At 61.5% G+C, this 20,150-nt stretch carries 13 protein-coding genes; 4 read left to right on the top strand and 9 right to left on the bottom strand.

Annotated features, from left to right (window positions below):
• The first annotated feature begins 1 nt into the window (after position 1).
• Positions 2-1,246 (top strand): caspase family protein, encoded by a 1,245-nt coding sequence (locus NKH06_RS09835; protein WP_352440785.1) that lies wholly within the window; start codon positions 2-4, stop codon positions 1,244-1,246.
• Here NKH06_RS09835 and NKH06_RS09830 read toward each other — a convergent pair.
• The gene (locus NKH06_RS09830) at positions 1,228-1,857 is read right to left on the bottom strand and encodes a DUF6931 family protein (protein WP_245273063.1); all 630 of its coding nucleotides are present in this window, start codon (positions 1,855-1,857) and stop codon (positions 1,228-1,230) included. The two genes, NKH06_RS09835 and NKH06_RS09830, sit on opposite strands and share 19 nt — an antisense overlap.
• 161 nt (positions 1,858-2,018) lie before the next feature.
• Between NKH06_RS09830 and NKH06_RS09825 the strand changes: the two genes are divergently transcribed.
• Positions 2,019-2,555 (top strand): OmpA family protein, encoded by a 537-nt coding sequence (locus NKH06_RS09825; protein ID WP_352440784.1) that lies wholly within the window; start codon positions 2,019-2,021, stop codon positions 2,553-2,555.
• Positions 2,556-2,592: 37 nt separating this feature from the next.
• Here NKH06_RS09825 and NKH06_RS09820 read toward each other — a convergent pair whose 3' ends face one another.
• From NKH06_RS09820 to tagH, 8 genes are all read right to left on the bottom strand, one after another.
• Positions 2,593-4,206 (bottom strand): caspase family protein, encoded by a 1,614-nt coding sequence (locus NKH06_RS09820; protein ID WP_352892870.1) that lies wholly within the window; start codon positions 4,204-4,206, stop codon positions 2,593-2,595.
• Between the two features lie 216 nt (positions 4,207-4,422).
• The gene (locus NKH06_RS09815; RefSeq protein WP_023809166.1) at positions 4,423-6,792 is read right to left on the bottom strand and encodes a M23 family metallopeptidase; all 2,370 of its coding nucleotides are present in this window, start codon (positions 6,790-6,792) and stop codon (positions 4,423-4,425) included.
• Positions 6,789-7,199: a DUF1036 domain-containing protein gene (locus NKH06_RS09810; protein WP_023809165.1), complete on the bottom strand. Its 411-nt coding sequence runs from the start codon at positions 7,197-7,199 to the stop codon at positions 6,789-6,791. Before NKH06_RS09810 ends, NKH06_RS09815 begins: the two co-directional genes overlap by 4 nt.
• A gap of 105 nt (positions 7,200-7,304) precedes the next feature.
• A complete protein-coding gene (locus NKH06_RS09805) occupies positions 7,305-9,773 on the bottom strand; it encodes a serine/threonine-protein kinase (protein WP_023809164.1) in 2,469 nt (822 codons plus the stop codon).
• Positions 9,773-10,552: a PP2C family protein-serine/threonine phosphatase gene (locus NKH06_RS09800; protein WP_023809163.1), complete on the bottom strand. Its 780-nt coding sequence runs from the start codon at positions 10,550-10,552 to the stop codon at positions 9,773-9,775. Before NKH06_RS09800 ends, NKH06_RS09805 begins: the two co-directional genes overlap by 1 nt.
• Before the next feature lie 165 nt (positions 10,553-10,717).
• Positions 10,718-14,275 carry a type VI secretion system membrane subunit TssM gene (gene tssM / locus NKH06_RS09795; protein ID WP_352892865.1) on the bottom strand — a complete coding sequence of 1,186 codons (3,558 nt, stop codon included), beginning with the start codon at positions 14,273-14,275 and terminating at the stop codon, positions 10,718-10,720.
• 22 nt (positions 14,276-14,297) lie between these two features.
• Positions 14,298-15,797 carry a type VI secretion system protein TssL, long form gene (gene tssL / locus NKH06_RS09790; protein ID WP_023809161.1) on the bottom strand — a complete coding sequence of 500 codons (1,500 nt, stop codon included), beginning with the start codon at positions 15,795-15,797 and terminating at the stop codon, positions 14,298-14,300.
• Between the two features lie 303 nt (positions 15,798-16,100).
• A complete protein-coding gene (gene tagH, locus NKH06_RS09785; protein WP_352440782.1) occupies positions 16,101-17,147 on the bottom strand; it encodes a type VI secretion system-associated FHA domain protein TagH in 1,047 nt (348 codons plus the stop codon).
• Between the two features lie 240 nt (positions 17,148-17,387).
• Here tagH and NKH06_RS09780 point away from each other — a divergent pair, with 240 nt between their 5' ends.
• Both NKH06_RS09780 and NKH06_RS09775 read left to right on the top strand, forming a co-directional pair.
• Positions 17,388-19,715, top strand: coding sequence for a type VI secretion system Vgr family protein (locus NKH06_RS09780; RefSeq protein WP_023809159.1), 2,328 nt, complete (start codon positions 17,388-17,390; stop codon positions 19,713-19,715).
• 10 nt (positions 19,716-19,725) lie between these two features.
• Complete coding sequence (locus tag NKH06_RS09775; RefSeq protein WP_378978123.1) at positions 19,726-20,148, top strand: DUF6484 domain-containing protein; 423 nt, start codon at positions 19,726-19,728, stop codon at positions 20,146-20,148.
• Positions 20,149-20,150 lie beyond the last annotated feature (2 nt).

Here is a 20,150-nt window from a genome sequence, read left to right as displayed (position 1 = left end):
GGTGAGGTCCGATCTGATCGCCTGTTGCGGTGGCCTCTTTCGTGCCGCCGGGCTTGCCGCGCTTGCCTTGCTTTTGACTGTAACAGCCGCCAGTGCCGAGCGCCGCATCGCGCTGGTTCTGGGCAATTCCCAGTACCAGCACGCGGCGCCGCTCGCCAATCCGGTGCGCGACGCCCAGGCCATGGCCGAACGCTTGAAGAAACTCGATTTTGAGGTCGTTTCCGGCTTCGACCTGACCAAGCTGCAGACACAGGCGACGATCGTGCAGTTCGCGAAACAGGTGCGCGGTGCCGACATCGCGCTGTTTTTCTATGCCGGCCACGGCCTGCAGGTTTCGGGCAAGAACTATCTGCTTCCAGTCGACGCTGCGCTGGAAGATGAAACCTCCGTCGACTTCGAAGCCGTGTCGGTTGATTTCGTTTTGCGCCAGATGTCGCGAGAGACCAGCATCAGTCTGGTGTTTCTCGACGCTTGCCGCGACAATCCCCTCGCCGAGGTGCTGGCCAAGACCGCGGGCGTCAACGGCGCCAGCAGCGGCCTTGCCGAGATCCCGGTAGAGAATGGTGGCACCGGCACGCTCGTCGCTTTCGCCGCCAGTCCCAATCAACTTGCCTATGACGGGTCGGGCGAACATTCGCCTTTCACCTCGGCGCTCCTCAAGCGTATCGGCGAATCCAACGTCTCCATCACCGACGCCATGAACAGGGTCACCAGCGACGTCTTCAAGGCAACCTCCGGCAAGCAGCGTCCCTGGATCAACGTTTCGCTGAAAACGGATGTCGTTCTGCACAAGGTCGATCTCAATGCGCCGTTGATCGTGGGCGAGGCGAGCGCACCTCCAACCGAAGGCGGCTCCGACGCAAGCAACACCGGCGCTGCAGGCGCATCAGGCCAAAGTGACGACCAGCTTGCGCTCGATGTGCTGCGTCAGAAGATCCCCAGGCTGGCTTCGGACGATCCGATCTTTTTCGACCATCCGATCGATTTCGGTGATCCGGCAATCGATGGCAAGAGCATCGCCCAGCTGATCAAGGGCAAACCCCTGTTCAGCCCGGTGGAGGGATTGGACAAGTCGGTATGGGAGGACAAACATTGCGACGGCTGCCATGAATGGGACGAGGCACGGCTATGCGAACAGGCGAAAAATTTCGCCACCAACGATGCTTCTGTTTTGCGCCTGCAACATCCACTTGGAACGCGCTTCAAGGTGGCGCTTGCCAAATGGGCTCAAGGTGGCTGCAAGTAAGCATCCGCCGATTGGCGCAGGGCCTCGATCTCGGCCATCTGGATGCCCATTTCGACAAACGCGGAAAGAACGGCAAAGCGGTCCACCAGTGCGACACGCGCCAGCCCGGCCAGAACACCCGCATTGATTGCATGGGCGGCAGGAAACGGCTGCAAGGCCGATGGTGCTTCTGCGCCGACAACAGATCCGACAATAAAGGAACCATTGTCACGCCATCCCGCCGCCCGGGCAATCCAGGCTCCCGGCGTTGTTGGCGGCGTTGCCTCTGCCTGGCTCACCGCGGGGCGATGGCTGTCCGGTTCACCGACCCAGTCGCGAACATAGGCGAGCAACTCGTGATCAGTTCCATCGAGCAACTCGCTCAGATGGCTCAGGCATTCATGCGCCCACCAGACCGCAGCCCGGTCGGGAAGCAGGTAGGCACAGAACGTGATCGCCTCTTCGGGAACGCGCCCGGCGAGCAGGTCGCGGCAAAACTCGATCGATTGCTGTTCGGTTGGAAGGGCTCTCATGTCCCGGGCAATAGCGGGACAAGCCATGAAGAGATCCTGTGCCGTTTTGAATCGGAGCTCATTGGCCATGACCGCCACGCCTTCATCGAGAAGCTCCAACCACTCAAGCCCCAGGCGCGGCGCGGGTCAAGTCTCAACCGGTGACGCTGCAACAACTGCCGGCACCGCCGCATCCCCTGGCGTTTATCGACAGACAATTGCCCCGGAATTTGGTATGATCACCACCATCGAAATCGGATGCTCAAACAGGAGTAACCGCTATGCAGTGGGGCAGTTCAGCCTTGGTGTTGGCAGTCGTGTTTTTCTCGACTCACGCTTCCGCCGACCCTGTTCAGAAATCAGAAGACATCGTGAAGTTTTTTGCCGGCGCCGCCGACCTCGGCAAGTCGCGAGGAATTTGTGTAGGAACCGAGGAAGAGTGCAACAGCAAGACCAAGGCAAAAGACGCGCCGGCCGAAAAATCCAGCCTCGATATGCTGATCAATTTCGGGTTGGATTCGGCCGAACTCGACGCGACAGCGCGCAGTGAACTCGACGAGTTCGCCAAGGCCCTGAAGGACAGGCGGCTGAGCACATTCAACTTCGTTGTCGAAGGCTACACCGATGCCACCGGCACGGTCCACTACAACGAGGGCCTGTCGCAACGGCGAGCGCAATCGGTGGCAGCCTTCCTGACGGCCAATGGTGTCGAGGCCGCCCGCATCAACCCGATCGGCATGGGCGAAAAGAATCCGCGCAGCCCCAACCCGTACGATCCGGCTAACCGCCGCGTGGAAATGCGGATAAAGACGCAATAGCACCTACCGCGTGCCACTGTTCCAGGAACGCCGGCGGTCAGTTCTTGAGCACGCCGCCCACAGCCACACCGGTGCCGAAGATCAGCGCCTTGGTGAGGAAGTCGTTGTTATCCTGGGGCGGCGGAAGATCATCATCCTGCCGCACCACTGTGTCCCGGTTGCGCCGCTTCTGAACGACCTGCTGTTGTTTGCGGGGTTTCTGTGCCACCGGTCTCTGCGTGCGGACCTTCTTTACCACCTGTTTTTTCGGCTGCGTCGCACGGGCCTGATCGGCAGCATATCTGGCGCGCACGGTTTCCATCATCGGATCAGTCTGGATCACGAGGAATGCAAGTTGCTCGCGTGTCAGATAGCTGGTCTGCGGCAGGCCGTTCTCCACCTGCCAGATACCGATCGCCTGGCGGGTCTGTGGGCCTATGTTTCCGTCGACGCGGCCAAGCTCGTTGCCCAACGCTTCGATGCGCAATTGCAAGTCGATGCGACCCTGGCGGTCGAGGCCAATGGCATTTTCCGTCAACTCGGTGCCCGGTGTTTGCTTCACCTCGTCGGGGACGCCGACCGAGGTGCGCACTGCGGAGCCGGAACTGGCGTTCGCCTGGTCCGTATCGAGTGCCGCGACCTGCCGGTTCTGGGCTTCCGGGTCGTTCAATTCGTCGATGTTCAGCCGCGCCACCGTGGCGAAGCGGCCGTTTGGGAACTGCTCGAGATAGGCCTCGTAGAACGGCACCGAGTTGCGCTTGGAGGCTTCATCCCAGAGCCGCTGCTCGACTTCCCAGGAAGGCGGGTCACCAACCACCAGCGTGGGGGCGGTTGCCGCCCCGGCATTGGCAGGCTGTGCTTCAGGCGCCGCCACGACAACGGGTTTTCCAATGAAGACCTCGCGCCCCAGCGACGCGTTGTGCCAAGGCCTCTGGCGACCTTGCGTCGTCTCGGTCACTTCGCCGCGCACGCGCGTCAGCGCGCTCTGGATCTCAATGCCGGGTTCGGTCAGGTGCCTGGCGAGCGCCGTGGAGTAAGGGCTGTTGACGCCGTTGCCGTCGAAAGCGATGGCGCCCGGATCCGTTGCATAGGCGATCAGGATGCCGCCCGTGCCTACGCCGTCCGATCTTGCTTCGATCGGTGCCAGACCGGACCCCAACGAACGCGACTTCGGCAGCGAGGCGGCCAACGTCCTGGCGAGTGGATTGTCGCGGCAGGCATCGAGTATGATGACGCCGACCGCCGGATCAGGCGGCAGCGCCGCCAGGAAGTCTTCGACCTGAATGGTGCGGGTCTTGAGATAGGCCGGCGACGTCAACTCGGCGTCGACCGGTATCAGGAAATTCTTGCCGTCGACCTGCATGCCGTGCCCGGCATAAAAGATGACGGCGAGGTCGGCATCGTAAGACTGCTCTGTGAACCGGCTGATGAGGCTGTGCATGCCGGCATTGTCCTGATCCATCCCCTCGATCACCTCGAAGCCGGCATTGCGCAGCGTGGAGGCGATGAGGTGCGCGTCGTTGGCGGGGTTGGGCAAAGCGACAGCATGAACATACTTGCTGTTGCCGATGACCAGTGCGACGCGCTTGGCGTCGGGCGCGGCTGCCTCAGCGCTGAACGCGGCAAGGATAAAAAGGAGAAATCCGCTCAGAAATACGATGAACGCTTTCATGGACCAGCCCTCCGCCCAGCAGGGCGCACTGTTGATGTCTGCGCATGCTCAATTTCGTCAGCGACAATGTCGCTTATGCCAAAATGGCTCTTGGGCGTATGTGATCCTGACCACGGTCTTGGTTCACAAAGGACCCGAAAAAAGTTGTCCATAGTAACACTTTGCAGCCGGAACACCAATGGTCTGACGGTGAACTCATGAACCGCGAGGGCAGGTTCAAAGGGTATTCTGAAGCGAGCTTATGACGGCCGTGATGGCTTGCTTGTATTCTTCGAACTCTGGCGACGTCTGGCGCACTTCCGTCGTGGTCGATACCGGTTGGCCTGCGCCGGTCCCCGCGGGGCTGAGCTTTCGGCCCATTTTCCTTTCGGCCCAGTCCACGACATAGCCGGCGGTCTTGCCGGTGAGGAACGGGTTGGCCTGAATGACGGCCGACCCGAGCACGGCGCTCAATTGCGCCGAACTCGACGCCGACAATACCTGATGGGCGCCTTCCATGCCCAGGAAATGGCAGAGATAGAGCCGGCCGGCTGTGATCTGGTGGCCTCGCGCCCGAAGATAGGCTTCACCCTCGCGCGCAAGATTGCGCACCATCTCGCGCGAGATCGTGTAGTCGTAGCGCAGAGCAAGGAGATCCGCATTTGAAAGTGTGCGCGCCAGTTCGGGACGGTAGGTGTTCATCATCCTGATCCAGGTCTTCGATATGAATTGGCCGGCACCGGTTGCTGAAGAAAGCGGGTTCTTGGCGCGGGCGCTGCCACCACTTTCGACATGAACGATACGGTCGGTCAGTGTTTCGACAGCAGGATCGCTCGTTGCGACCGCGGCGGTCACCGTGCCCAGCGGGTCGATCGCCCCGCCATTCTGATAGAGTTCGAAATGCAGATGCGGCCCGGTCGACAGGCCGGTGGTGCCGATATAGCCAATGATGTCGCCGGCCTTCACCTTTGTGCCGACACCGCTTGCTATCGCGAATTTCTGCATATGCGCGTAGCGCGTCTCGCGTCCGTTGGCATGCGCAATCTTCACCAGGTTGCCATAACCGCCGCCGTCGCCCTGGAAGGTGACCTCGCCGTCGAAAGCGGCCGCGATCGGCGTACCCACCGGAGCCGCCCAATCGACGCCCTTGTGGATGCGAACCACGCCCAGAATTGGGTGCTTGCGTGGACCGAAGGTGGACGTCATGACCCCGTTGACCGGCGTGACCATGCCGTTGATGACCGTCAGCGAGCGGATCTGATCGTCGCCGGTAACGCATGCAAACTGACCGTCGCTCTGCTGGAAGACGAAGCATTCGAAGCTCTTTTCAGCACCCTGCACGCCGACATACAGCACGCGTCCGTCGGTCTCGCCCTTGCCGCGCGGCGTTTGTGAATAGATCAGGACAAGGCGCTGGTCCTCGCTGGCGAAGGCGTCCAGGTCCCGTCCTCTCGATAGGTACATGATCGCTTCGCCGATCACGCCGGTCGGAACTTTGTTGCGCGCCGCCGTCGAATAGATTGCGTCGAGCAGGCGATATTGCCGCTTGTGCGTGCCTTCTTCCGGTGCACCCGAATAGTTGAACAGATCTTCGCGGACCCAGGGATCGACACCCGATACGAATGCACCCGCGGCGTTGCGCGTCAGCGTGCCGACAAAGACGCTCTTGGCGTAGATCGACACCTGCATGAGCGACATTGTTGTCGTCTCGCGCGTCGGCCTGAAACCACGCATGGCGACGACATAACCCGGTTCCAGGCCTTCCCGGTTGAAAAGCGCCTTCAGCGCTTCGCCCGCCCGCCTGGCGTCCTCGACGGAGAAATGCGCATCGAGCGCAACGCTGTCCAGGCTGCGGTCGTTGAGGATTTTCACGAACGTGTCTTCGGTCGCCTCGAACCGCTGATACTCATTCGTGACGGTTGCGACACTCGTGTTGTTTTCGATCTGTGTCTTCTGGAATGCGGGCAGGGCTGCTTCGCCTGCATCGATTGTTTCACCCCAGCCGGCTTCGGGATCGTCGGTGCCCATCTGCTGCCCCGAAGCAGCCGGAGCCTCGTTGGGGGCAGGCGAGGGCTGAAGATCGTTCTGCAGATCCCCCGCCGGCGGCTGAAGATCGTCCTGCAGATCGTTGGACGGCGGCGGGGCGGTCTGCCGTTGCGCCTGGAAGAATGCGAAGTCTTCCTGCGTCGACGGTATCGTCGTCATGAATTTTTCGCTGGCGCTGAGCATCACATCCGACAGGATTTCGATCTGCGGAGAAATCCCGGCCTGATCGAGATCCGCCGGCTTCGCGATCGAACGGCCCCTCGACGTGGCGTCGGCGTCGGGGGCAAGGGTGATCCACATCGGGTCCCCGGCAAGGTCGATAATGGCAGGCACATAGACCGATGCATCGGCCGGCACGTCGTCCACCCCTTCGACCGCGTGAAGCTCTTCGTCTTCGTCGCCGAACGACCAATAATCGGCGGTGAGGTAGAAGCCCACGGCGATCGACAGCATGATGATCGCGGCAAGACCGGCAAGCAGCCGGCGCCAGAGCCTGCGTCTGCGAAGCGCAAGGCGCGCCTGCTTCTTCTGCCTGAAGCTCGTGTCGATAGTGTGCGTCACGGGCTGTTTCCGGTCAGGAAGAACGTCCACCGCGCCTGTTCGAGCGTATCGACTTCGAGAAATTGCGCCGCGATATGGCCGCGTTGCCAGCATTCGTCGATGCCGCGGGTCGAGAAACGCCTTCGCTCGATGCACATTTCGGTCGATCCCGTCAGGATCGCGTGGCCGAAGACGTCCGTTGCGTAGATGTAGATGTAGCGGTTGGTCAGTTCCTCGCGAATGACATTCACGCACTGATTGGCGCCGATGGTCCACCAGCCGTCTGTCTGATCGGCATTGTCGACCTTCTGGCCGACTGCGAGATTGACGACGTCGAGTGTCTGATTGCAGACCGTGAATTCGGCTCGCGCTTCGCCGGATGACAGCACAGCCAGCAGCGCGGCGCCCGCGATGACCGCAAGCTTCATGTGGCCCGCCAAGGCGAGCAGGGCGCGAACCGGTTCACACTGCTTTATGGGCAGGTCGGCAGACGAGTGGGGCAAACACGAGCAGCGTTCCATCGGGCGCCCATGCTATCCGCCGAGCCGGAAATACTTGGCAGTGGCTGAGAACTGAGATCCGTTGGTCTCGATTTCCTCGAGAATTTTGGGTAGCAGCGCCGAGGCTGGCGTCGGCGCCGAGAATGCGGCCGCCTCAATATCCTGGGGTCCCGTGATCACCATTATGATCTGCGGCACGGCCTTTCCAGCGGCCTTGTCGGCGGCGCCGAGGCCAATCGGGATGCTGAAGGTGGCTTTGTCCGACTGTGCGACGATGCGATCGTCGAGATTAAACACCATGCCCTTGTGATCGATCAGCAACACGCTGGAAATGAGCCCGCCACGCGTCACCAGCGTGCCGCTGATCGGCGTACCGTTCGGCACCGACGTCCGGTCGAGAACAAGCTGCGGCTTGTCGGCCGCGGTCTGTCCCAGAAAGCGCAGAAAATTGGTGACTTCGCACTGGCTCGGCTCAATGAGGCGGACGCTGATGTCGGGCTCCACATGGAATTTCGCCTGGAAATCGCCCAGCATGCGTTCGAATGGCTGGACCGCTGTTCCAAATCCTTCGATCGCGGCTGCGGTGTCGGTTGGCGAATTCATGGTCGCATAGAAACAGTCGCCGCCGCCGAAGTCGCGAACCCAGGAGACTCGTTGCGCGATGTCGTCCACGGCCGGAGGAATGGCCGGTTTGGGTACGTTCAACGCGACGACAGGTTGGTCCGGCTGCTTGGCCGCCGGTGGCACAGTCTTTTGGCTCTCGGCGTTCGCGGCATCCGTCTGGCTTGCAGTGGGTTTGGGCGCCGGCCCGGCAACCTTGGGTTCTGCCGGCTGGCTGATCTGCGGCTCCGGTTTGGGCTTTGGGCTCTCCACAAACTCTGGCTGGGCCGGCGGTGTCTTTTCGGATGGCTGCTGCGCGTCCGTTGCCGATGACTCCGGGGGGCCCGCGGTTTGCGCGGGGACAGTGGGCTTGGCCGGCTCCGGCGTTTGCACTGCCTTGGCATCTGCCTGGCTTCCAGCCGGCGGCACGCCCGCCTCTGTTTGCGGTTGCGCTTCCATTGCCGGCGGTTTCTCAGATTCCTCGGTCTGCGAAGGGAGTTCGGCGGGCTTGGCCGGCTGCGGCTTTTGAGCCGCCGAGGCATCTGGCTGGTTTTCAGCCGGCGGTACGCTGGCCTCCGGCTGCACGGGCGGAACTGGCTTTGCCGGCTCAGGGGCGTTCGCGACTTTGTCCGTGAGGGTCGGCGCCGAAGTTTCCGGTGTAGGCTTTGACGGTTCGGGCGCGGAAAGCGATGTCTTGCCGGCAATCGGCGTTGCCGGCGTCATGAAGCCGCTCAGATACAGGCCCGCGCCTGAGGCGACAGCTAGTGTCGCCAGGGCAGCGATCGCGATAGTTGGGGTCTTTGTGGATTTCTTGGGCATATCCGCAGTGACCGCGCGCGGAGGGCCGGCGACCGGCGAAGGCAGCGGTTCGGACAAATGCGCGGGCCGGACATGCGGGACGAAGCGCTGCTCGCCCGGGCCCGTTGCCGTCGGCGCGTTGCGTCCCGCGACATTGGATGCCTGGCCGCCCTTGGGATCAGGAGTAAGGGTTTGCCCGGCTGGCCGGTTGCGGGGTGTGATGGACGTCGGCGGCGTTGTTCCTTCGTCTTCGCCACGCGTCATCCTGGCGATATCAGCCATGCTGACCGGCCGGTCTCGCGGATCCGGTTGCAGCATGGCTTCGACAATGTCACGAAAATCGTCGTCGATATCAGAGAGGTCAGGCACGGCCCGGCGCTTTTCGATGATCTCGAACTGCGATCCGCTCATGTCGATCGGTTTCCCGCGCAGAGCGGCAGCCAGCACCAGCCCAAGGCTGTAAATGTCGGACTGTTCACTGACGTCGCCGCTGTACAGCCCGAGCTGTTCGGGCGAAACGTAGTTGTACTTTCCCGCGAACTTCCCGCCGATCAGTGTCTCCCCGCCCACGGTCGCCGATCGCGCTATACCGAAATCGATGATCTTTGCGCGGTCGACCCGGCCCCCCGGCAGGATGATATTGTCCGGCGAGAGGTCGCGATGGATTGCTCCCGCTTGATGCACGGCGCTCAGGCCGGATGCGAGGCGATGGCAGAGCTTGCGCACCTCATCCGTCGGCATCGGACCACGTCGCATGATGTCGTACAGCGACTCGCCGTCGACGAATTCCATGGCAAGGTAGGGACGGCCGATCCCGGGATCGATGGTGAAGACGTGGTATCGCACGACCGCATCATGCGACAGGTGGTTGAGGATCGAGGCCTCCTTGCGGAACAAGGACAAGATCGTCTGGTCACGGGCAAATTCGGGCAGCACGATCTTGATCGCGACATGGTCGCCGGTCTGGATGTTGTGGCCGCGATAGACCTCGCCCATGCCGCCGAATGCGATCCGTTCGTCAAGTTCGTAGATGCCGCTGAGCTGCGTACCGACAGCGGTGTTGGCCACTTGCGGCGATATTCGCGTCTTGTCATCGGCGCTCATCAGCCTCGGCCCTCCGCTCTGGACAGATCAGGGTGGAGCGATTGTCCATTGCGCCCGTTCCCAATCTTAACCAGCACAATGGTGACATTGTCCGTTCCGCCTCGCGCCAGAACCGTTTCCAGCAGGTTTTCTCCGGCCGCCTGAGGTGTAGCCGACACGACGGCGGCCTCGATCTCGGGGTCGGTGACATGTGCCGTCAGCCCATCGGTGGCCAGCACGAAAATGTCTCCCGGCATCAGTTCGCCCTGCTGGAAATCGATGACGAAGTCGTCACTGACCCCGATCGCATGTGTGATGACATTGCGGCGTGGCCAGGTGAGCGCCTCGACCGCGCTGATCATGCCTCGATCCAAGAGTTCCTGCACTTCGGTGTGGTCTTTCGAAATCTGCGAGATCGCGGCGTTGCGGATCAGATAAACCCGGCTGTCGCCCGCCCACAGGCAGGCAAATCGTCCGTCCATCGCCAACAGGGCGGCGACCGTGGAGCCGATGGTGATGCCGCGCGATTCCGATATGCTGCGGATTTCGGCATTGGCCCGGCTCAGCCTGTCCTCGAAGCGGGCCCGAAGATCGGGTGCCGAGCTCGCGATGCCGATTGTTGACAGATGATCGACGATACTGGCGGAAGCGACCTCTCCGGCGTCATGTCCACCCATTCCGTCGGCTACCACCCAGAGGCCAGTTTGTGGCTCGACTAGATAGCTGTCTTCATTGAGCTCACGGACACAGCCTTTGTGGCTCACGCCGAAGCTTTCGATGGAAAGGGCGACAGTATTCAAATTGCCACCAAGCGCTTTTCAAGCGTCCTTCTGCGGCGCACCTTTGGACGCTCGCTGGCGCCACTTTGCCACAGGCTCGAACATTAAAGTACCGAAAACTAAGGAAAACCGGGGTTTGAACTCTGGTCAGCGGATCGGCGCCATGATCAGCAGATCAAACCCATCTCAAAACGCCTTGGGACAGCTGAATCCGGAAAGGGCCGGGAGGAAGAAGTGGTTGGAGCCTGAACCTGTCTGGAGCGTATAAGTAACGTCGCGTCCGCCAATCACGAAGCGTGCTTGCATGTTGCTGTCGTGGCCGGTGACGGCAGCCTTGTCCAGAAGTCGCTTCAGGGCCCACGGCCCTTCGAACTTGATGGCGGATTCGCGGCCTGGCATCTCCGGCGTCAGGCTCAGACTGGCGGATCCGGAAGCCGCGCCGCTCGGCCAGGTCACTATGCTCGGCATGTTGCCCGCTTGGTTGCTCTGGACGGTCTGGCCGTCGACATCGAGCACCGCCGCATCGGCATCGCCATGCAGTGAGAAGGGCGTGAAGGTCACGCTCACCGAGGGCACCGAACCGCCCTGGGGAAAAAAGGCGCTACGGATTTCGGCCGCCAGCTGGAAGTTCTTCAGCGTCGACTTCGACAGGTCGCGGCCGAAGCGAGCATCCTGTTTCCAGCTCCAGTCCTGACCGGTCATATCGATCAGCGATGCGAGGTTCTGTGCGAAGAACCGGTCCATCAGCCCGCCCGGAGCGAACAGTTTGGCGAAATCCGCCATCGCGATGTCCTCGGTGCCATTGCGGGCGAAAGGATAACGGCCGTTGACCGCCGCCTCGCAGGGCTGTGTGACCGTCTGGTCGAGCATCTGGTTCAAATTTGCCACCGAGGTCTCGGTGACGTTGCCTTCAAACTCGTCTGCCGTCGCATTGACCATCCGGCCGAGTTGCTTGGGCAGTCGCGAGACATTGGCGCGAAGGGTGGCTATCTGGAGCTGCAGGTTTGCGTTGACGCGTTCCGTCTGGGAGGGGACGTCGGTCGCCAGTTGCAGGCTCTGGTAGATATCGCGGAAATTCTGGGTCAAGGCATCGATCGGGCGGTGTCCGGCAGCACCGCTCACCAGGGCCTGGAACGGCCTGAATCGCGCTTCGATGTTGGCCCCGGGATTCTGGTTTTGCGCGCTTAAGGATCCCGTGCCGGCACGGGTTTGCGATTTTCCGGTGGCGATTTGTATGCCGATGCGAGCCAGACCCTTGGCCACGCTTGCTGCGTCCTGTAACTGGCCCGCGCCGCCTTCAACCCCGGTGGCTGAGTCCTTGCCGGAAGCAGCGTCCCGCGTCAGAGCGGTTTCGTCGGCGATCGCCGTAAACAGCAGTTCGATCGGCGAGGTTGGCGAGGCGACGGCGGAAAGCGCGATATAGCGCGGCTTGTCCTTCAGCATCGCCTTGAATTTCAACCCGTCGAGAACGCTGTTCCACGCCGTTGCGAACTCCTTGCCATAGCGGTCGAGAAGTTCGGGACCGAGCTTGGGCAACTCCTGATCGATGCCGCCTTGCTCGCCGCCGCCACCGAGGACCCACTGGTCGTCGACGAGCGTCTGGGCAATGCGCGAGAGTTGCACGAGATAGAAGCTGTTGAAGCCGGCATAAGTATAGAGGCCGGGAACACGAAGGCCTGACAGATCGCCGCCATCGACCCGCTCGAACAGTAACGGGGCTTCCGGGCCGCTTTTCAGGGAAACAGAAAAATCATCCAGAGCTGCCGCGTATACTGCGGATTTGACCAAAGCCGAGGCACGGTCGGCAAGGCTCATGCGCCCGAGCGACCGTTGAGCGGCTTGGACGAGCGGCTGGTTGAGTTCGAAAACCGGATCGTAGGCGTCGTCCAAGGCAAGCATGGCACCCAGGTGCTTTTCGAGATGCTCGCGTCCTTCGCGGTTGTTTTCACCTGGATACCGGTTCTGCTCCCAATCGTGCTTCATCCAGGAAATGATCAACGCGTCGTCGACCTTCGGCGCCTTGCCGCCAAGCATCAGGTAGATTTTCAACGGCTCGTAGAGCGCGGCGGGATCGGCCATCCTGGCCTGGATCGTCCGCTCGGCCTGGATCAGCAGGCGCGATCGGAACATTCGTTCCAGCGCTTCCCGGTAAGCCGTCTTGGATGCCGAAAGAAGTCTCTCCCGCTGGCTGAGGCCGAACGTCTCCTCGATCGGTGTCGGCACGTCGCCGGTTTCGAACCCAGCCGGCAGATTGCGCAACTGGTCGAGCGGGCCAATGACGTTTTCGAGGTCGACATCGGTGACCTCGGTGCTTTTGAGCAACGCGTCCGCCGTCTGGCGATACTGGCTTATGGCCTGCGTGGTGGAGGCGATCAGCGACCTGTTGGCTGTGAAGCTCAGGGCTAGGGTGCCGAGGGCCGCCGCAGCGATCAACGCGATGGCGCCAAGGCCGGCGAACCTGGCGATCGTTGCACGTCTTACAGCTGATTTGTCATACGAAACCCATCCGGATTCGGCAAAAATGACGCCCGTCAGCAGATCGTGCAAAAAGAAGCTTTTGCCGGTTCCGGAAAGATGGGCGCGGGGGCTGCTGCCGAAATTGCGACCGATCGCGCCCAACACCTGATCGATTGGCGTTCCCTCTTGCGTGCCTGAAGAGAAGTAGAGTCCACGCAAGCTGACATTCACCTGGCTGCGGGTCGGATCGAACAGGCTGGCGATGAAATTGGTAATTCGCTCCTTCAGCGCGCCAAACTGCGCCGGAAAGCCAAAGATGGATATACGCGCGACCGGATCGGCCTCTTCCTGGAGGCGGTCAGGCATCTCCTCCACCAAGCGTCTTGCCAGTGCATCGAATTCGGCCGGAGCCTCGGCGGCCATATTCTTGTTGCGATCCGTGGTCTGGAATGTCGCGCCCCAGACCTTGCGCCGGCGCGGCTCGTCGAAGCCGCCGAAGTAATCCATGAACCCTGAAACCAGGTCGGCCTTGGTGAACAGCAGGTACACGGGAAACTGGATTTTCAGCGTCTCGTGGATTTCCCGCAGACGACTGCGTATATCGACGACGTGAGCGTCAAGCTGCTGATCGTCGAGGCTGACGAGGTCGGCGAGGCTGATGGCCAGGATGACGCCGTTTATCGGTTGCCGTGCGCGGGCTCTCTTGAGCAGTGACAAGAAGGCAAGCCAGCTCTTCTTGTCGGTCTCGGCATTGGAATCCTGCGTCGTGTAGCGTCCGGCTGTGTCGATCAGGACGGCCTGGTCGGTAAACCACCAGTCGCAGGAGCGTGTTCCGCCAACGCCCGCAACTGGCTGGGCATCACCCGAACCGGCCAGCGGAAAATTCAGACCCGAATTGACCAGCGCCGTTGTCTTGCCGGCACCGGGCGGGCCGATGACGATGTACCAGGGGATCTCATAAAGGAAATTGCGTTTGCCGCTCGACCGCTTGAGCGCCGCCACGGCCTCATTCACGCGGGCCTCGAGCACCCGCGAGTCGTCATCGCGGTCGTCATTGTGTGTGACCACGGTTTCGAGTGCTTTTTGCGCTTTTCTCGCTTGCCAGAAACGCAGGCCGTAGAAAAGCGTGAGCGCTGCCACGATCACCCCGATGATAGTCGCGCGCAGCCAGGCAGGCCCGAGAGGACGGGTATCGGCGAAGCGGATCAAGGGTCCGGCAAACCACACTGCCGCCGCAAAGCCGGCCAGCGCAATCATGCTGAATATCCGCAGCAGCCAACGCGTCATGGCCGCTCCCGACTGGCCGTGCTCACAATGTTTCCTCCTTGGCGATCATCACATCGACACGGCGGTTCTTGGTGCGGCCTTCCGGCGTCGCATTGTCGGCGATCGGTTCGTCCTCGCCCTTGCCGTCCACCGTTAGTCGCGAAGGATCACTGAACTTCGGTGCCATCATTGCTTCGACGGCCTTCGCTCTGGCGACGGAGAGATCGAAGTTGGACTTGAATGGGCTCGATTTCCGCGGCTTCACATTGTCCGTATGGCCGACAATCCTGATCGGTCCGCGCTCGGGTTCCAGAGCCGCGGCGATATCTGCGGCAATGGGCTGGAACTCCGGCTTCGCCTCGGCCCTGCCGGACTGGAACAGCAGGAGATTGTTGATTTCCACAACGATGAAGTCGCCCTTCGTGCCGATGGTCAGCCCGCCGCCTTCGACTTCCTTGGCCAGTGCCGAACGGATGCGATCGATCTGCGTGGTTGTGGCGACGGGTGGGACGATTTTCGCCGGCTCCGCCAACGGCGCCACGCTGGCCCGTTCGATGGTAATCGGCGTCGATGGGTTGAGCGCCAGCAATTCACCGGCGGCAGCGTCGCCTTCGTTGGTGATGAAGACCCGCAGTGCGAAGAACGCAGCAGTCAGCAGCGCCGACACGGCTGCCGCGACGACCCAGAGCGGCAGGCGTGTCGACGGCTGCGTCATGGTCGACGCCAAGCCCTGCCAGTGGGGCGAGATGTCCGCGTCCGCGCGTGCCCTGAAATAGCGAAGCGTTTCGTAGACGTCGCGCCGAACGCGTTCGAGATTGCTGTCTTCGCGCGTCAGGCCCCGGTACTGGCCCTCGAACCCCAGCGACAGGCAGACATGCATCAGTTCGAGCAGATCGTAGTGTGCCTCGGGACTGGCCAGGACCTTGTTCAGCGCTTCGAAGAAGCCTGTGCCGCTGGGCTCGACGTGAAAGAACTGCGACAGCATGCTGTGCTGCGCCCAAGTATCTTTCTGTGGCCAAGGCAGGTTGCCGACGAGATCGTCGGCGGTTTCGCAGAGGATGAATTTCGCAATCCGCGCATCCTCTTCGGCAACACCTGATTTCTCGACTGTCCTGTCGAACCTATCGATCGCCTCAGTGACATGTTCGGCCAACGGCTCGGCTTGTCTCTCGACGGGGATAAGCCTGAACTGGCCGAACAGCATCAGCAATGGTGCGGCCGCGGCAAGGATCGGGTTTGCCGCGGAATATCTGACACTGTCCGTGACATTGAGCAGGGTCTCCTGCCGTAGAGCTGCCTCGGAAGCGCCGCTTCCTGCCGAAGCGGAAGGGGCTCCTTGATAAATCACTGTCCCGGATGCCCAGCCCGGCGGTGTATGCCGGCCGATGCCGGGATCGAATACGGTCGAATCCTTGATCTGCGAGGTTTGCCCGTCATCCGCGACGGGCACTTGAGGGACCGGCGCCGGTTTTCGCTCACGCCGTGGAGGGGCGCGAATGACGGTCTTGCCAGCCGGGCCGAAAGGATCGTCCTTCGAACTCATGGACGATCGTCCGTGCAGGCGGTGTGCCCGCGACTGGGTGAGACAGGCGCAAAACGGTTTCTCGTCAGGTGAAGGAAACGCAACCCCTGCCGACCCTGACAGTGTCCGGAGGAAGGTAGGCTATATCTTACTATCCCGCCGAAAGATGACATTTGCCGCAGACCCCCAGGTCGATCAGCCTTAGCCGCTTAGCGAATTGTCGTATGCGATCGTAATCTCACAAACTCTCGATTGGAACCGGATGCCGCGCACCAAAGAGGTTTTCTTCGTCGACTTCAGCCTCGCATCCCCCTTTGGGCCTGTCTATTTCTGCTTGTCGGCCTTGGCATAGGCCTCGCTGAAATAGGCCAGGAATATGTCCAGCATGCCGTTCTCGTGGGCTTCCTCCATGGTTCGCCAGGTCGCGACAAAAGCGTCCCAGGCCTGGCTTTTCTTAGACGAGAACGATGTCGGGGGGAGTTTCTTTCCGATCGCCTCGGGCGACAGATCGTCGAGCAGCCGCGACAGCGCAGCTTGCATGGCGGCATAGGTGGCGAATTCGTGCGTCTTGAGATCGCGGAATGCATCTTTGATGCTGCGCCTGGCATCCAGATAGCCGGCCCTGCGGCGGGCGAACATGATTTCGAGGATGTCGTCGGTTCCCGGGCCGAACTTCAGGGGGTTGTTGTCGGCGGCGCTGATCATCGTCCGTTGTGTGCTCTTGGCCAGTATTTTCGCGGCCGTGCGCGCTTTCAAAAGCATGGTCAGTTCCTCGACCACAGTCCGCAGGACCGTGCCGATTTCGGCGGCAACTTCATGCGGATCGCGCGATTGAAGCAATTCCGGCGAGATGCCGGCCGCGATCGCGATTTCCCGCAGCACTTCGTCTCTGGTCGAGGGGAGAGGCGGTTGCGACGAGAACGCCGGAGCCGGAACCCGCTGCCCGGAATGTTGCTCCGAAGGAGTGAAGAACGGCTCGGCGGCGAATTCGAGCGGCCGGCCTGTCGCGGCCGGCATTTCTCGTTGTGTCGAACTGATATGGCCTGTCGTGGCGGGCTCGTCGTCGATCGATACGAAGATGACATGGCGGCCGATCAGCACCCGGTCGCCATGGCTCAGCCGATGCGGGCCGGTCATGCGCTGGCTCGATCCGTTGATGTAGGTTCCGTTGCGCGAGACATCGTGCAGCCAGAAAGCGCCTGCCTCGTAGCGAACCTCGCAATGCCGGCCGGAGATGAACTTGTCGGGGTCCGGCAAGGTCCAATCACAAGCCTCGCGTCCGATTTCGAAGCCGCGATCACGCGCCGCGTAACTGGTCGAGATGCCCACAGGCAAGGCGTCGACATTGTTGATTTGCAGACTGATATACATCGAGGATCGCCGTCGAACGCTGATCGATACTCCACATTCTAGCAGTTTGCACATCCAGCAGGACAGCGGCGTTTCGAGCCAATGCATCGGCAGGGTAAGGTTTTTCCGCTGTGCATCTCTTTGGTCGGCCGGACAACATGTGGTAGGCTCAACATAGCCTGGTGCGGCGGGCCAAAAAGTTCCTGGATGCGGGAACTTCAAACCCACTGCCGGCGGCCGCGTCCAGGAGGGGCACGACCCATGCCGAACGAACGTGCCACGGTTGTGCAAACACCGGTTGGCGCCGAGCTGTTGACCTTCACGCATCTTGTCGGTCGCGATGAGATCAGCCGTTGTTTGGCCTATACGGTAGGGTTCGTCAGCCCCAGCCCCGATATCGATCCGCTGAAGATGCTGGGGGGTGTCGTTTCGGTGGAAGGCGAATCCGATCCGAAACGTTGGTTCAGCGGTCTTGTGTCCGAGTTTCGCCTGACCCGCATAGAAGACCGGCTGGCCTACTACGAAGCGGTCGTCAGGCCGTGGCTCTGGTTCCTCGGCAACACCACCGATTGCCGTATTTTCCAGAACAAGAGCGTCGTCGACATCGTCAAGGACGTCTTCAAGAAATACAGCACGGCGGAGTTCGATCTGCGTCTGCAGGGTTCCTACCCTCCGCGCGAATACTGCGTACAATATGACGAGACCGATCTGGATTTCGTCCAGCGGCTGCTCGAGCATGAAGGCATCCTGTATTTTTTCGAGCATGACGAGGGCAAACACACGCTTGTCCTGACCGATGCGATGAGCAAGCTGAAGCCGGCGCCGGGCTACGAGAAAGTACCTTATCATTTTGAAGGGCAGGGCTCCCGGCGCGATGTCGAATACATCACCGAATGGATACCGGGCAGTTCGGTGCGTCCGGGCGCCTATGCCCACACCGACTATGATTTCAAGAAGCCGGGCGCCGACCTTATGGCCAAGTCGGCCCAGCCGTTCAGTCACAAGCTGGCCGCCGGCGAAAACTACCGCCAGCCCGGCGCGCATCTCGAAGTCGGCCGGGGCGACAACCTGGCCGCGATCCGACGCGAGGAGATCCAGGCCGTCCACCAGCGTATCGCCGCGGTCGGCACCGTGCGCGGCCTGTTTTCGGGCTGTACGTTCAAGCTCGATGGCTTTCCGCGCGAGGACCAGAACCAGGAGTATCTGGTGGTCAGCGCCGAATACAGGCTGTTCGATCCGGGATACAGAAGCCATGCCGACGTCGACAGCGAGAACTTCAAGGTGATCCTGGGCGTGGCGCCGACCGCCTTGCCCTATCGTCCGCCACGGATCACGCCCCGACCGATCATGCGTGGGCCGCAGACGGCGACCGTGGTCGGTCCGTCAGGCCAGGAAATATTCACCGACAAATACGCCAGGGTGAAGGTGCAGTTCCACTGGGATCGCCTGGGCAAGAAGGACGAGAACAGCTCCTGTTTCGTGCGGGTCTCACAGACCTGGGCCGGCAGCGGCTGGGGCTTCATCCAGATACCGCGCATCGGCCAGGAGGTGATCGTCGACTTTATCGAAGGCGACCCTGACCTGCCGATCATCACCGGCCGGGTCTACAATGCCTCGCAGATGCCGCCCTACGGGCTGCCGGCGAGTGCCACGCAATCCGGCTGGAAGTCGGACTCCTCGCTCGGCGGCGGCGGCTACAACGAGCTGATGTTCGAGGACAAGGCCGGCTCCGAACTGGTCAATTTCCAGGCGCAGAAGGACCACAACCTTCTGATCAAGCATGACCGTACCAAGCTGGTGCAGCACGATCAGTCGGACCGCATCGACCACGACGCCAAGCATTCCGTCGGCCACAACCTCGACGAGGACGTCGGCAACAACAAGACAGTCAAGGTCGGCGTCGACCAGACAACCGACATCGGCAAGAACGATACCGAGACGGTGGGCGTCAACCGCTCGCTTACGGTTGGCTCGAACGAGACGATCGGCATCGGCGCGAACTCGACGGAGACGATCGGGTCCAATCACACGCAGACCGTCGGGTTGATCCAGACGATCACCGTGGGCGCGGCGCGAGTGGATTCAGTGGGCGCAGCGGAAACCCGAAGCGTTGGCGCCGTCCAGACGAATCAGATCGGCGCATCGCGCTCGATGACAGTGGGGGCCGGACAGACTCACACCATCGGAGCGGCGGACAATTGGACAATCGCGGCCGCGCAGAGCGTGAAAATCGGCGCGGACCAGAGTTTCGCCATCGGCGGCGCGCAGTCGTCGCAAATCGGCAAAGGCAGGTCGGCAAAAATCGGCGCTGACGACGCAACCGATGTCGGAGGCGGGCACGCGCTCAAGGTCGGCAAGGGCAGCGGAATCCAGATTGCGGACGACAGCTCGATCAAGGTCGGCAAGAACCTGGTGATCGAGGCGGGTGACTCGATCACACTCAAATGCGGCTCGGCGTCGATCACGATGAAAAAGGACGGCACCATTGTTGCCGACGGCAAGGACATAACGCTCAAGGGCAGCGGCAAGATTACCGTCAAGGCCGACGGCGACGTGATCGTCAAGGGAAGCACCATCAACAACAACTGAGGGCGTCATCATGGAAGTGCTGGATCGTATCGACGGCGTCGTGATCGGCCTGCTGATCGGTTTCGAGGGCGGGGCACCGCTTGTTGTCTTCGTTGGCAATCCGCGCGAGACGGCGATTGCGGCGCGCAGCCTGACTGAACTGGACATTTCGGCGATCGGTTCAGAACTGGCCCTTCTGTTCGAGGAGGGTGATCCAACGCGGCCGTTGGTCGTTGGACGCATCGTCGATCCGGCGCACAAGAACAGGGAGCTGAAAGTCGCTCGCGAAGGCGACCGTGTCGTCATCACCGGAGACGAGCGCATAGAACTGCGCTGCGGCCTGGCGTCGATCATTCTGGAAAAGAATGGCCGCGTGACCATTCGCGGCAGCCAGTTGACGAGCCAGGCCAGCGGGACCAACCGTATTCGCGGTGGGGCCGTGCATCTCAATTGAGG

This window comes from Mesorhizobium sp. M1342 (genome assembly GCF_040317955.1).
Classification (GTDB): Bacteria; Pseudomonadota; Alphaproteobacteria; order Rhizobiales; family Rhizobiaceae; genus Mesorhizobium.
The sequence above is the reverse complement of the archived record's forward strand: the minus strand, read 5'-3'. Positions and strand labels throughout refer to the sequence as shown.

Bases quoted from the DNA above. Each gene is read 5' to 3' on its own strand.
- NKH06_RS09775 (WP_378978123.1), top strand. From the start codon at position 19,726: ATGGAAGTGCTGGATCGTATCGACGGCGTCGTGATCGGCCTGCTGATC.
- NKH06_RS09805 (WP_023809164.1), bottom strand. From the start codon at position 9,773: ATGAGCGCCGATGACAAGACGCGAATATCGCCGCAAGTGGCCAACACC.
- NKH06_RS09780 (WP_023809159.1), top strand. From the start codon at position 17,388: ATGCCGAACGAACGTGCCACGGTTGTGCAAACACCGGTTGGCGCCGAG.
- tssM (WP_352892865.1), bottom strand. From the start codon at position 14,275: ATGACGCGTTGGCTGCTGCGGATATTCAGCATGATTGCGCTGGCCGGC.
- tssL (WP_023809161.1), bottom strand. From the start codon at position 15,797: ATGAGTTCGAAGGACGATCCTTTCGGCCCGGCTGGCAAGACCGTCATT.
- NKH06_RS09825 (WP_352440784.1), top strand. From the start codon at position 2,019: ATGCAGTGGGGCAGTTCAGCCTTGGTGTTGGCAGTCGTGTTTTTCTCG.
- tagH (WP_352440782.1), bottom strand. From the start codon at position 17,147: ATGTATATCAGTCTGCAAATCAACAATGTCGACGCCTTGCCTGTGGGC.
- NKH06_RS09820 (WP_352892870.1), bottom strand. From the start codon at position 4,206: ATGAAAGCGTTCATCGTATTTCTGAGCGGATTTCTCCTTTTTATCCTT.
- NKH06_RS09810 (WP_023809165.1), bottom strand. From the start codon at position 7,199: ATGAAGCTTGCGGTCATCGCGGGCGCCGCGCTGCTGGCTGTGCTGTCA.